General features: G+C 43.0%; 11 protein-coding genes and 1 pseudogene. 5 read left to right on the forward strand and 7 right to left on the reverse strand.

From position 1 onward, the window contains the following. Positions 1 to 7 precede the first annotated feature (7 nt). From AC1DQW_RS21175 to AC1DQW_RS21195, 5 genes are all read right to left on the reverse strand, one after another. Entirely contained in the window at positions 8 to 3,097 is a 3,090-nt protein-coding gene (locus AC1DQW_RS21175) for a SusC/RagA family TonB-linked outer membrane protein (RefSeq protein ID WP_477455882.1), read from the reverse strand. Beyond that, positions 3,094 to 3,270, reverse strand: coding sequence for a hypothetical protein (locus AC1DQW_RS21180; RefSeq protein WP_477455883.1), 177 nt, complete (start codon positions 3,268 to 3,270; stop codon positions 3,094 to 3,096). Before AC1DQW_RS21180 ends, AC1DQW_RS21175 begins: the two co-directional genes overlap by 4 nt. Before the next feature lie 350 nt (positions 3,271 to 3,620). Then, the gene (locus tag AC1DQW_RS21185; RefSeq protein WP_477455884.1) at positions 3,621 to 4,586 is read right to left on the reverse strand and encodes a sterol desaturase family protein; all 966 of its coding nucleotides are present in this window, start codon (positions 4,584 to 4,586) and stop codon (positions 3,621 to 3,623) included. After that, a complete protein-coding gene (locus tag AC1DQW_RS21190) occupies positions 4,579 to 4,779 on the reverse strand; it encodes a hypothetical protein (RefSeq protein WP_477455885.1) in 201 nt (66 codons plus the stop codon). The genes AC1DQW_RS21185 and AC1DQW_RS21190 overlap by 8 nt, the downstream gene beginning before the upstream one ends. Then, positions 4,776 to 4,949, reverse strand: a complete 174-nt coding sequence (locus AC1DQW_RS21195; RefSeq protein WP_477455886.1) for a hypothetical protein — start codon at positions 4,947 to 4,949, stop codon at positions 4,776 to 4,778. The genes AC1DQW_RS21190 and AC1DQW_RS21195 overlap by 4 nt, the downstream gene beginning before the upstream one ends. A 678-nt stretch (positions 4,950 to 5,627) precedes the next feature. On the opposite strand from AC1DQW_RS21195, the gene AC1DQW_RS21200 reads away from it, so the two are divergent. From AC1DQW_RS21200 to AC1DQW_RS21215, 4 genes are read left to right on the forward strand one after another with little or no spacing between them, the layout of a single operon-like run. Next, positions 5,628 to 6,548 (forward strand): family 2A encapsulin nanocompartment shell protein, encoded by a 921-nt coding sequence (locus AC1DQW_RS21200; RefSeq protein ID WP_477455887.1) that lies wholly within the window; start codon positions 5,628 to 5,630, stop codon positions 6,546 to 6,548. Further along, positions 6,532 to 8,457 carry a family 2A encapsulin nanocompartment cargo protein cysteine desulfurase gene (locus tag AC1DQW_RS21205; protein WP_477455888.1) on the forward strand — a complete coding sequence of 642 codons (1,926 nt, stop codon included), beginning with the start codon at positions 6,532 to 6,534 and terminating at the stop codon, positions 8,455 to 8,457. The genes AC1DQW_RS21200 and AC1DQW_RS21205 overlap by 17 nt, the downstream gene beginning before the upstream one ends. An 8-nt stretch (positions 8,458 to 8,465) precedes the next feature. Continuing rightward, entirely contained in the window at positions 8,466 to 9,284 is an 819-nt protein-coding gene (locus AC1DQW_RS21210; protein ID WP_477455889.1) for a serine acetyltransferase domain-containing protein, read from the forward strand. 11 nt (positions 9,285 to 9,295) lie between these two features. After that, positions 9,296 to 10,564: a cation:proton antiporter gene (locus tag AC1DQW_RS21215; protein ID WP_477455890.1), complete on the forward strand. Its 1,269-nt coding sequence runs from the start codon at positions 9,296 to 9,298 to the stop codon at positions 10,562 to 10,564. Positions 10,565 to 10,801: 237 nt separating this feature from the next. Here the strand turns inward: AC1DQW_RS21215 and AC1DQW_RS21220 are convergent, their stop codons facing one another. Then, positions 10,802 to 11,812: a glycosyl hydrolase gene (locus AC1DQW_RS21220; RefSeq protein ID WP_477455891.1), complete on the reverse strand. Its 1,011-nt coding sequence runs from the start codon at positions 11,810 to 11,812 to the stop codon at positions 10,802 to 10,804. A 604-nt stretch (positions 11,813 to 12,416) separates the two neighbouring features. On the opposite strand from AC1DQW_RS21220, the gene AC1DQW_RS21225 reads away from it, so the two are divergent. Then, complete coding sequence (locus tag AC1DQW_RS21225; protein ID WP_477455892.1) at positions 12,417 to 13,304, forward strand: EamA family transporter; 888 nt, start codon at positions 12,417 to 12,419, stop codon at positions 13,302 to 13,304. A gap of 380 nt (positions 13,305 to 13,684) precedes the next feature. Here AC1DQW_RS21225 and AC1DQW_RS21230 read toward each other — a convergent pair. Then, a pseudogene (locus AC1DQW_RS21230) lies at positions 13,685 to 13,875 on the reverse strand (GH39 family glycosyl hydrolase); the annotation flags it as partial.

Genomic DNA, 13,875 nt, shown 5'->3' on the forward strand with positions numbered 1-13,875 from the left:
TTAACCGCTACAGGGTGATCCCTATACCTACAATAAACGACTTGTTGTTTGGATATGCCCCGTTATCAACACCCGAGGTAATGGCCGACTGCTCATTACTGCTCACCTCCGGATCGTACCCGGTATACTTAGTCCAGGTAGCCAGGTTCTGCGCGTTTGCGTAGATCCTGATTTTCTTGATTGGCGATTTGGAAAATACCGATTGCGGGAAAGTATATCCTAAACTGAGGCTTCTGAGGCGCAGGTACGAGCCATTCTCCACAAACCTGTCGGATATGGTTGCCGCCGGATCCTGGAAAGCGCTGTGTACATCGGTATTGGTGTTAGTTGGTGTCCAGCGGTTAAGCAAAGTGGTGGTAGCATTGGTGTAACCTGTACCTAATTCCAATACATTACGTTGCTGGTTATAGATCTTATTACCGTATGAACCCTGCAGGAATATGCTCAGGTCGATGCCTTTATAGGAAAAAGTATTGGTAATACCACCTGTAAATTTAGGTTGTGCGTTACCAAGAATCACCCTATCGGCCACCTGTGTTATTTTGCCATCTCCGTTGATATCCTGGTAGTTTTGGGCACCGGGCGATGTGTTGGCCGCCGGGGTAAGTACCGGCCCGCCCGCCTGGATTAAACCATTGGTTTTATAACCGATGAATGAACCGATAGGCTCGCCAACTTTAATGATAGAAGGCAGAGACGAATCTGGAATGAATCGGTTAACGCCATTGCCGCCAAGGCTTAATACTTTGTTCCTGTTAACGGCGAATACGAGGTTGGTACTCCATACAAAATCACCTGTTAGGTTATGGGAGTTTATACCGATCTCGAACCCTTTATTTTGCACCGAGCCCACGTTTTCATACTGTTGCGGATTGGTGATTGAAGTATTGGTAATAACGGTTAAGCCACTTGTTGCAGGCAGCGGCAGGTAAAGCAACAGGTTAGTGGTTTTTTTGTAGTATACATCCGCAGTTATGTTAATCCGGTCTCTAAATAAACCCAGGTCGAAACCCAGATCATATTGAGCGGTTTTTTCCCAGGTAAGATTAGGGTTATACAGGCTGTTAGGCGCAAAGCCGGCAACAGTGGTATTGCCGAAGTTGTAACGGTAATAACCTAATTGCGAATATGACTGGTATGCGGGGATATCGCTGTTTCCTGTTTGCCCCGCGCTCAGGCGCAGCTTTAGCTGGCTAATGGCTGTGGCGTTTTTAAGAAAACTTTCGCTCGAAGCATTCCAGGCTACAGCTGCCGAAGGGAACGACGCCCATTGATGGCCTGGTGCAAATTTCGATGAACCATCGGCACGCAAAGTTAGTGTTAGCAGGTATTTGCTGTTAAATCCATAGTTCACGCGGCCGAGATATGATTTCAAGGCCCAGGTGTTTGAGGATGTAGATGGGGCTATGGCAAAGCCGCTTCCAGATATAGAGGGGATACTACCCGAACCAAGGTTATTGTAAGTATCATAATCGCTAACAAAACCCGATGCTCCGTTGATAGAGCCTTCTGCCTTGAATTGCTGCTGGGTAAAACCAGCCAGTACATTCAATGAGTGCCTGCCAAATTTTTTATTGTAGGTAAGCGTGTTTTCATTAAGCCAGTTGAATGAGTTAAGCGTGCCTGTTTCGCCAAGACCGGAATAACCCGAGCCCTCATATACTGAAGCGGGCAGGTACCGGTTTTGTTTATTATCGATGATATCGATACCCGCTAATACCCTCGCGGTAAGGTTTTCGGTGATCCTATAATCGCCGGAGATATTGCCCAAAACACGACTTGTTGTAGTGTTGTTGATTTGGTTATACAGCGTGTTGATGGGGTTACCGTAAGTGCCTTCAAATATATTTTTGATAAAGAAAGATCCATCGGCATTATAAATGGGCGTAGTGGGCGTCATCAATAAAATGGCTGGTACTACACCGGCCGGAGCTATCTGGGCTCTGGTGCGGCTGCCTGTAATAAATGACGAGATCTTGAACTTATCGTTATAATCATGCTCAACATTTACACGACCTGCATAACGCTCAAAATTGGTATTTTGCAGGATCCCATCCTGTTTAAAATAGTTGCCCGAAAAAGCCAGGCGGGTTCTTTCGGTACCCGAAAATATAGAAAGGCTGTGGTTTTGCGAGCTCCCTTTGCGGAATGCAGCGTTTTGCCAGTCGGTATTGGCATTATAAGGGTTAAGCTGCCCCTCGGTTTGGGCGGTTTTCCCGCTGTTCACCAGCGCATCGTTACGTAAGGCCTCCCATTGTGGCGTGGTAAGCAGTGATAGGGTTTTGATCACCTCCTGTTTACCGTAGCTGCCATCGTAATTAATGGATGATACACCGGCCTTACCTTTTTTTGTAGTGATGATGATAACACCATTTGCACCCCGTGTACCATAAATAGCCGTAGCCGAAGCATCCTTCAAAACCTCGATGCTTTCGATATCCGACGTATTGATAGATGCCAATGGATTGATTTTAGGACCATTAGTTACACCCGCATCGGTTAACGAATTGCTGTTTGACGTGGGGAAACCATCTATTACATACAAAGGTTCAGCAACGGCATTAATGGAGTTTACACCACGCACTTGTACAGTAACGCCTGCACCCGGTTGCCCGGTGGCCTGTGTAACCTGTATGCCCGAAACCGAGCCCTGCAAAGCCCTGTCGAGCGAGGGAACGGGTTGTTTTAAAGCCAACGCTGGTACAGAAGCAACCGAACCGGTAATGTCCTTACGTTTTTGCGAGCCATAACCTACTACAACTACCTGGTTTAACTGAGTTTGGGCATCTTTTAAACGGATCTCTACCGGGCTGCCATCGGCAATAAACTCCTGTTTTTCGTAACCGGTAAAAGTAATAATGAGTTTATATGGGAATTTTTGCCCGGTTACAAAGCTAAATTTGCCTTCAATATCAGTTGTTACCGCGTGTGTGGTACCCTCGATACGTACCACTGCGCCGGGCAAGGGCTCTTTGGTAGCACCGTCAATAACACGGCCAATCAGTCTTGAATTGATAATAGGTTGCGTTTGCTGCGCAAACGTTACCAGCGGGAACGCAATAAGTACTAAGAGCGTAATTAATAAAAGTTTTCTCATGTCGACAGGTTTTTAAAGGATGAAAAACCGGACGACTGATCAATAACCGTATAAAACGGGATGTATAGTTGTTGTGGACGAAAAGCGCCCTCGATTATTTGCAGCGTAAAAGATGCTGCAGGCCGGGAAAAAGGCAAGGCATAGCCTTTCCCTGCTTTTGCAATATTTTGCATAGATTTGAATAGTTAAAATGACACAATTGAAACAGGCTCAACGCCAATCGATTCCTGTTTCGTTGTTTTAATGACCGGGGAAAAGCTTGCTTTTCCCCTATTTGCAGTAAGTAATTATTTTATTTTTTCATGTTCCTTTCTCATTATGCCTGTTAAACAGGCAGATCAATTATTTATTTCGGGGTATTGTTTTAATTTACTCGCCTATCCAACACCGGGATATTCCATACCATTAATTAATACAATAATTTAACGGCACCAATGTCCTTGAGGCTGGCACTACTATCCATACCAACCCCGCATGGCTGGTATGGATGACACCTGTATCTGCATAAATACTATCTTATTCGTTAAGCTTTTACAGGCTGTAACCGATAAGGTGCCTCAACCTGTTTGGCTTCGGTTTCAGCCACAGGATCGGGCCTATATAACTGGTGTGGCTGCAAAGGAACATCCGCTTTAATCACAGGACCATCGGCAGCAAGCTCACTTCCGGGTACTTTTGATTTAAATATAGGCCAGGCCAGCTGCGCATACCATTGATCGCCTTCATAATGTGATATGCCATAGGCTTTGGGATACTTGCGCGAAATATGTGCCGTACCAAAAATGACATCCCACAAAAAAAACATATTGCCAAAATTGCCTTTGTAGTAGCCTACCCCATCATCAGTAGTGGCGGCATGGTGTGCATGGTGCGTTGCCGGGGTTGATATGGTGCGTTCAAGTACCCAGGCCAGCGGATGTAATATTTTGTATTGATAAAACGGCTTGTCCCATGGAATACTTGAATGGGCCAGCGTAGTAATGGTACCCTTAATTCCCTTAACAATAACAGCAGGAATACCCAAACCAAGATAAACCAACGCAGTTGTTAAATAGGTTTGCGAAAAGAAAATAGTATAAATGATATTTTGCCTGCTGGCCATTGCCATACCCATGTATGATGCCGAATGGTGCGTACGATGGAAACGCCACAACCACGGCACTTCGTGATGCAAGCGGTGGTACCAGTATTGGGTAAGATCATCGGCAACTGCTATAATAATAAATCCCCAGAAAAACGGCACCCAGTTAAAGGTATCTTTAAAACCTGGCAGTATGGCGGGCAGTACCTTAAGCCCGTAATAAGCAACCAAAGGTTTTACCACAAGCTTGGGAACCGTAAAGCAGGCAATATCCACCCACTTTTCGTTTTTGTTCCAACGTTTTTTATAAAGGCCAAATGAAAACTCGAGCACGCCGAGCACCAATACCAAAACGGAAAAACCATAACCGTTAAGGTTTTCTATTAGTTGTTTTATCTGTTCAATCATTGCTTTGTGGTTGTGTGTTTACAGTTTTGTTCTTTATGGTATTCTGTTCTTTATGCACCTGTTTCTTTTCCCAGGGGTGTTCGCCGGTTATATAAAATGTGGCAAACATGAGCACAATGGGCAGCGTGTAAAGCAGCAGGCTCAACAAGGCGTTTTTAATTATCCGTGTTTTAGTAGCTTGTTCTAGTTTCATGAGGGGTTGTTTTGAGGTTGAACAATCAGTGCTGTTTTGGTTTTGGAGCTTCGCTCCAGCAGTTTACGGGTAAGCCACAGGCCACCGAAAATGATAATGAAAGGTATCAGTGTTACAATGATGCCAACCAATATCTTTTTTCCAAGCAGGGAAACGTCGTTAATAGTCATAATGAGCTGTATTAAGTGATAAATAGTATAGATACCGCATGACGATGCACATACCGGCAAAGGCACCTGTTAGTGAAAAAATAAATTCTAAAGATCAGCAGAACGGCGCAATGAATAGCGGGTTCAGGAGGAAGGAATAAATCCTTATTGTGCTATATCAACAGCAACAACAAGACATACAACAGCAGGCAAAAGCAATAGCTGTCGACTGGTAATTAGCAAGGCCGTATTTAGGTAAAAGTTCGGGTTGCATGGTGGTTGCTTTTAAATGATTTAATTGTTGTGATTTAATTACAGGGGCAAATGTAAAAAAAGATTTTATAATTACTACTAATTCCATAGAATTTATAGTAATAAATATTACTTTCTTTATTTTAACTACATCCTGGAGAGTTGCTGTATTGCATCCTAATAAATGACACTGGCTGACTATAAAACGCTTTAGCTACAGACAGTCTTATTTCAAACAGCACAAAAACAACAGTTTACCTCTTATTTCCTCAACCTTAAAATACCTAAACTTCAACATCAGGTATATTAATAAAATTTATTTTTCAGAAAAAATTCAATTGTATATTAAATCTATAGAATTTATATACTATAATTGTACGTCGTATATTTGTGTATTAAAGACACGTTAAAATTCATTATTTAAAGCATATTCCTATTAACTAAAAAATGGCAGAGCAAAAAGCAAAACAAACAGCCCTTGGTGATGTAGCCGCAAGGCAGTTAGCGGTAGCAACCCGTACCGTTCCACAATTATCAACAATTACGCCACGCTGGCTTACCCATTTATTGAATTGGGTCCCTGTTGAATCGGGCGTTTACCGCTTAAACAAGGTGATAGACGCTAACAATGTAGAAGTAGACTGCTCCAACCGCGATGAACGTGAATTGCCATCAACTTTTGTTGATTATGAAGAAAACCCAAGGGAGTATAACCTAAGCGCGGTAAATACTGTACTGGATGTGCACACCCGTGTATCTGATCTGTATAGCAAGCCTTATAACCAGATAAGTGAACAATTGCGCCTTACTATCGAAATTGTTAAAGAGCGGCAGGAAAGTGAGCTAATCAACAATACCGAATATGGTTTATTAAGCAGCGTTGTTGCCTCTCAAAAAATTAAAACCAGGTTAGGCCCCCCTACTCCCGATGATCTGGATGAACTTATCACGAAGGTTTGGAAAGAGCCCGGTTTTTTCTTGTTACACCCTTTAGCCATTGCCGCTTTTGGTCGCGAATGCACCCGCCGCGGTGTACCGCCGCCAACGGTTTCTTTGTTTGGCTCACAATTTATTACATGGAGAGGAATACCGCTAATCCCTTCAGATAAACTGCCTATTGTTAACAACAAATCAAAGATCATCCTGCTACGCACGGGCGAAAGCCGCCAGGGTGTTGTAGGCTTGTTCCAACCTGGTCTTCCGGGCGAGCAATCACCTGGTTTATCTGTCCGCTTTATGGGTATCAATAACAAAGCAATTGCTTCATACCTGGTTTCGCTTTATTGCTCTTTAGCGGTATTGGTTGATGATGCTATAGCTGTTTTAGAGGATGTTGATTTAGGTAATTACCATGAGTACAAATATTAATCCAGACAATTTACCCAACCTGCAGGAATTGGAGCAACTGGCCAACCAATTCTTTAAATCGGGACCGGGCGGTATTGTAAACCAATTGCCTGCTCAACAAGGCACAGAAGGTTTTCAATTGCCCGGCAATATAGCGGATGTGGGGTTGTTTAAAGCCGCACCGCCGGTAAATCCCCCCGCCGCGTCAGTTCCATCAAGTACAATTGGAGGCGGCGGTATTTCGCCATCTGCAATTAACCAAAATAATGCTGTTAATCTTAAAGATCCGCAAACCAGTTTCGTTGATCCTAATTTAAATGATCACCCTAACCCGTCCGCCCCCGTTCAGAAAAGCATACCCACAGCGTTCGGTGGTCAATTTCCTGCACAGCCAGGCTATGGTTATGACTCATACCTGGTGAAAACAGATCTTATACCAGACATGCTTTTAAAGCAGAACTTCCCGGTTGAGCAGCTTTCATCAACCCCTGAAAGCCTGGTGCAATTGCCATATCAGCAGGATCAGGCTTTTGATACCGACCTGAAAAAAATATTAAGCGATATCCGTACATCGGGTCCGTCAAATGCGTTGCCATTTACCGGTGCTCCTATCGTTATGGACGTCCCCTTTTATTTTTTATCAGGCAATCATGGCTTACCCGCGGTTAAATCCGATCAGCAAAAGGTTAAGCTGACAGGCCTTAGTAATATCATTAGTCCGCCGTTTGATGTAAACCTCGTAAGGCGCGATTTCCCGATATTACAGGAGCAGGTGAACGGTAAACAACTGGTTTGGTTAGATAACGCTGCCACAACGCAAAAACCCCGGCAGGTAATTGACCGCATCAGTTATTTTTACGAGCACGAAAACTCCAATATCCACCGCGCGGCGCATGAACTGGCCGCAAGGGCAACCGACGCTTATGAAGGTGCACGCAAAAAGGTACAGCGCTTTTTAAACGCGGCTTCCATCAACGAGATCATATTTGTTCGCGGCGCCACAGAGGCTATTAACCTGGTGGCCAAAAGCTGGGGCGAGCAATACCTGCATGCCGGTGACGAGATCATTGTAAGCCAGCTGGAACATCATGCCAACATAGTTCCGTGGCAGCAGTTGGCGGCAAAGAAGGGTTTAAAAATAAAAGTTATCCCTGTTGATGACGACGGCCAGGTATTGATTGATGAGTACGTAAAACTTCTGGGCCCTAAAACCAAACTGGTTTCATTTACCCAGGTATCAAACGCCTTAGGTACGGTTACGCCAGCCGCGCAAATCGTGCACCTGGCTCACCTGGCGGGAGCCAAGGTATTGGTTGACGGGGCACAATCTGTATCGCATATGCCGGTTGACGTACAGGCTTTAAACGCCGATTGGTTTGTTTTCTCAGGGCATAAGGTATTTGGCCCAACGGGTATTGGTGTGCTTTATGGCAAAGAGGATCTGCTAAATGAAACCCAGCCCTGGCAGGGAGGGGGCAATATGATCAAGGATGTAACTTTTGAGCACACCCAATACCATGATGCACCAGGCAGATTTGAAGCAGGCACCGGTAACATTGCCGATGCAGTTGGTCTAGGTGCGGCAATTGATTACGTAAGCCGTTTGGGAATGCCGCTTATAGCTCAATATGAGCATTACCTGTTGGTTTATGCCACCCAATTGTTAAAAGAGGTTAAAGGCATCCGCCTGATTGGTACAGCGCCCGATAAAGCCAGTGTTTTATCATTTGTGCTGGATGGTTACAAAACCGAAGAAGTTGGCGCGGCATTAAACCAACAAGGTATTGCCGTACGTTCGGGTCATCATTGTGCCCAGCCTATTTTGAGGCGTTTCGGTGTGGAAGCTACGGTAAGGCCATCAATTGCATTTTATAATACCTGTGCCGAAATAGATTTGCTGGTAAATACCCTTCACAGTCTTAAAAGATAAACCGGCCCATGAAAGACGATAAATTTGACAGCTTTATACAAACGCTTTATGAAACCCATAAAGCCGAATGGGAGGCTACACCAAAGATCAGAGCTTGCGTTGGATGGCTGTCTGATCTTTTTGAGTTCCTGTTTCCAAATAACCATGCCAATAAACTATCTATATATGGCGGCCATTTAAAAAAGAACCAGATAGACCTCGAAAATATATTATTAAGCTACCTGGACCCAAACGATATTGATATTGAGGAAGCTGTTATTTCATTTTACGATTCATTGAATGAAATTTACCAGGATTTGCGGCAGGATGCTTCCATGATATACGAAAAAGATCCTGCAGCCACAAGCGTGCATGAAGTTATTGTATCCTATCCTGGTTTTTATGCTATAGCGGTTTACCGCATAGCGCATCAGCTTACCCGGTTGGCAATTCCTATTTTGCCCAGGATTTTATCTGAACACGCGCATGGTAAAACCGGGGTTGATATTCATCCCAAAGCAAAAATCGATGTGCCTTTTTGTATTGATCACGGTACCGGGATAGTTATTGGTGCAACCAGTGTTATTGGCAAACATGTAACTATTTACCAGGGCGTAACGTTAGGTGCCGCGCAGGTAAGTAAAGAACTATCCGAAACAAAACGACATCCCACTGTTGAGGACAATGTGGTTATTTACGCCCGCAGTACCATTTTAGGCGGCCGCACGGTTATTGGCCACCATAGTGTAATTGGAGGCAGTGTGTTTTTAACAAAAAGCGTCCAGCCTTTTTCACATGTTTTTAATACCCATCAATTACGAATTGAGGTAAAAGAAAACCTGCAATAATTTATTCAAATATGGTTTCTAAACTTAACTCATCAGAGATAATTCATTTCCTGCTTATTCTTTTGATCATCCTGATACCAGCGAGGCTGCTGGGCGAACTATGCCGCAGGTATAAACTACCCGCTATTATTGGTGAAATTTTCGCGGGTATCATTGTTGGGCCTACCCTTTTGGGTTTGTTATTTCCATCTGTTTTTAAAGATATTTTCCTGGCTACCCCGCATGCTTTCGAGGCATTTGATGGCATCGCCAATATTGGTATTATTTTGCTGATGTTCATAGCCGGCTTTGAGGTAGATCTGAAACAGATAAGGCAGAATGGTAAACAGGCAATCAGCATAAGCCTTACCGGTATTATATTTCCTTTTGCCATCGGTTTTGCAGCGGTATGGTACCTGTACCAGAGCCATTTTGCAAACGGCTTTAATAACCAGTTGGTTACCTCGTTGTTCTTCGGTACAGCGCTGTCCATTACCGCGCTTTCGGTGATCACCAAAATATTGCTCGACCTGGATATTTTGAACACCCGCATAGGCAACATCGTATTAACAGCGGCTATGGTTGATGATTTTTTGGGCTGGATATTATTCTCCGTTATCATCCAGCTAATGAATGTTGGAAAAGGTGAAGCCTCCTTTTGGGCAGTAAGCATAGTTATCCTTTATGCAGTTTTCATGTTAACAGCCGGACGCTGGCTTATTCATAAGCTGCTGGCTTTTGCCGGCAAGAGTGAAAAACCGGGCAGGGTACTCACCATGGCCGTTTGTCTTTGTTTGATCAGCGCCTGCATTACCGAAGGGCTTGGGGTACGCGGTATATTTGGCGCTTTCCTGGTTGGCGTTGGCATCAACGATTCTGCATATTTTACTGAGAAACATAAACATGTGCTACATCAATTTACCATTAACGTATTGGCGCCGTTGTTTTTCGCCTCAGTTGGATTGAGGTTGAACTTTATAGCCAATTTTAATCTAGAGGTTGTAGTGATCATCCTTATTATAGCCTGCCTTGCCAAACTCGTTGGTGCAGGTATTGGCAGCGCCATGAGCGGCATGACCAAAAACGAATCAATAGCAGTAGCCTTCGGCATGAATGCGAGAGGATCGCAGGAAATTGTTTTAGGATTGCTGGCATTGCAGGCAAAGATCATCAGCGAGCCTGTGTTTGAAGGGGTAGTGGTAATGACAGTGGCAACCATGATCATATCAGGCCCAATTATGAAACACTATTTTTTGAAAGAACAAAAATTGCTATTAGAAACGAAAACTGCTATTTTGTAAAAGGAACGATAATTTCATGACCATTTAAACAATTATTAATCGAACTTAGGTTATCAAACATTCCTGGCATTCTTTCTATGTTTATTACTTTTTGGCCAAAAACCTGCCACCGGTATCAGCCTCCTGTGAGGCTTGTGGCTCCTGAAAGTGGGCAGATCGAACCAATTCATTAAAATTTGCGAGAAAAGCGAAAGACGCCTTGGGAGAAATTATACAGGAAGTCCCATTGGCTGGGTTTTACTTATCCACTAAATGGATAGTGGCCGGTTCATCACGATTACAGGATATCACCCCATTGCTATAATGTAACTCGGCTAACTGGATTACACTCCGCTTATTCCCGAATGAACCTTTAACAGCCGGTTTATCTTTTGTTCGGCCAGGATGGGTAAAATAGAAAATGTAAGCCCTATTATTATTTACCACTACATCGCAATGGCCACCAATTGCCTGATCATCCACACCCTTACCCGGTTTTTCTAAAATACGGTCCTCCTGTTTGGTCCATGTCAATAAATTATCAGAACTGTAAACCTCCATACCCTTCCATACATCCACAATCATGAAATACTTATTGTGCCATCTGAAAACTTTAGGACCTTCGCCATTTGCCGGTATGGCGGTGCCTTTATCTATCCAGTTATACAGATCAGTACTTTCGGCATATGCTATTGCTTTACCTTTCTTTTCATCGTTATACCATAGCCTCCATAACCCGTCTGAAACTTTGGCGAGCGAGGCGTCGATGACGTGATGCGTACCTAATGGTAAAACAGATTCAAATTTCCAATTAAATAAGTCGGTACTGGTTAAATGCACAATTTCCCGGGGATGGTTCCAATCAGTAAATATTCCGGGCACATAGGTTAAATACATATGATACAAACCTTTATTTTCAATGATATCCGGAGCCCAGAATGTGTAACCAGGGTTAACGCGGTAATTAATATTTGCCGTATCTCTATATTTCCATACCCTGCCGTCTTTTGATTCGGCTATCCCTATTTTGGTACCATGTACCCATTGAACACCAGTTGAATCATTTAACATGGCGCGACGATTAGTATAAAACATCCACCACATTTTTTGCTGTTTGTTGTAAATGACAACCGGATCAGCAGCGCCATGCTCCAGGGGATCGTCAAACAAAGGTTTAGATACTGCTTTTGTTTGCGCATGAAGATTGGCACCTTTTGCAATAAATAGTACCAGCATGCAGGCACATGCAACTTTATTAATAAAGTTCATATTAATATTTTTTTTTGAAATGTTAGTCCTAAATCCGGTCACCATAAGTTAAGGGTTATAAATTTCTATCTTGCCATCGCTTATACTTAAAGTTAACCATTAATAAGCAGACTTTTCCAGATTGGTTTTGTTCCATACATCTTCCATAAAGATAAACTTTCCGGCTTCGCCTGCAACGGGCTGTACAAATGCACCCTGCGAAAAAAAGTCATTTCTGCATTTAGTCCTTTACATGGGTTGCTTTGTTCTTTCCGTGGCTTCATAATATTATCAGCTGTGAGCGTCATCCTCAACCGCAAAATTATTTCAAAATGGTTCGATAAATTCCCCATTCTATTTTCAAATTCATTGATTCCATGCAATCAAGCTAATTAACAACTCCAAATCATTGACAAAATGATTTGAAATCTGTACCATTGGGGAGTACATTTAGAATCGAACAAGAAGCCTGGTATCAAAATATCGGGCTTTGTTGTTTTGGGTGATTTTGTTGCGATGTGGTCCTTACTTCATAAATTCATATCTAATATCGTATTATGAACTGACTTTATACTGACATCTGTTATCAGCGAAAACATTATTTTCAGCGAAAAACATCCTTAAAATGAAGAATAAAAAAGGGCTTGAATTTCCGGCTGTGCTGGCGGTACTATTAGCTATAATTAGTTTTCAAGGTGGCGCCGCTATTGCAAAAGGCATATTTCCTGTCCTTGGTGCAGCTGCAACTTCTTCGTTAAGAATAGTTTTGTCCGCCATCATCCTGGTCATTTTTAACCGGCCCAACCTCCTAAATTTGACAACCGGGCAATGGAAGGCTGTTGCTTTGTACGGTTTGACGTTAGGGGCAATGAATATCATTTTTTATATAGCAATAGCCCGCATACCGCTTGGTTTGGGTGTTGCCCTTGAGTTTATAGGCCCCCTGGCGCTTGCCCTGACCAGCTCTAAACGCGTGATAGACTTTTTATGGGTTCTGCTTGCAGCCACAGGGATAGCACTGGTTGCACCATGGAGCAATAAAGGTTTGGATATTATTGGTGTACTACTTGCCTTGCTTGCCGGCGCACTCTGGGCAGCATATATTTTACTGGGCGGACGCATATCCCAAATAATGGATGCAGGAAAAGCCGTAACTATTGGGATGACTTTTGCATCTATCCTGGTATTGCCAATAGCTATAAGCAACGGATTATTAATTAATTTCAGGCCTGTGATGCTGTTGCCAGGATTTGCGCTGGCTTTGCTCTCAAGCGCCATTCCTTTTACGCTTGAGATGCATGCGCTACGGAAAATCCCTGCAAAAACGTTTAGTATTTTAATGAGTTTAGAGCCCGCCGTAGCGGCATTTTCTGGTCTCTTTTTCCTGCATGAACACTTGTCTTTTTACGAATGGCTTGCGGTAGCATTGATTATTGTTGCAAGTGCCGGAGTTACACTAACAGGGAGAAAAAACGCGCACGCAGCGAATAATGGTTCTTTAGACAATATTTAACCGATATTGTTGATTTCCTGTGTTATTCTAACCTGGATAATATTAAATATTGAGGGTGTTCAAAAAAACCAGCATTTGAAATTTTTTGAACACTTTCCCAAAGAAAAATCAAACCTTCTTTTTAAAAATCTATCTCAATGCGAATTCCGGTATACCTAACCTTTTTATTCCCGATACATAAAACTTGGAATTCGCGTGCAACAGACTGACTTTTTCCTGCAAAGTCATCTGGCTGATCAGGGAACGGATTTTTTCTTCCTGCTTGCTATTATTCAGACTTTGCTGTGCATTTGCCATTCCTATTATCAGCAGCAAAAAAAAAGCATACAGCTGCAGGTTATCTTTACTATTTTCAACTTTGGTATTAATATATTCATGGGTTAAGATTTTTTAATAAAGTTTACCAGGATAACATCATTTTCCCGGATATCAAACTCCTGGGAATACCCGGAATTAGGCTTGATTTCAATTTCCCGTTTTGCAACAGGAGAGCCATTTTCTTCTTTTAACTTTTCAACCTGCTGCCTGTTCAACTGTCCAGGCCTGCCCATATCCACATAACGTGTATAGG

Source organism: Mucilaginibacter sp. P5_A4 (genome assembly GCF_056400605.1).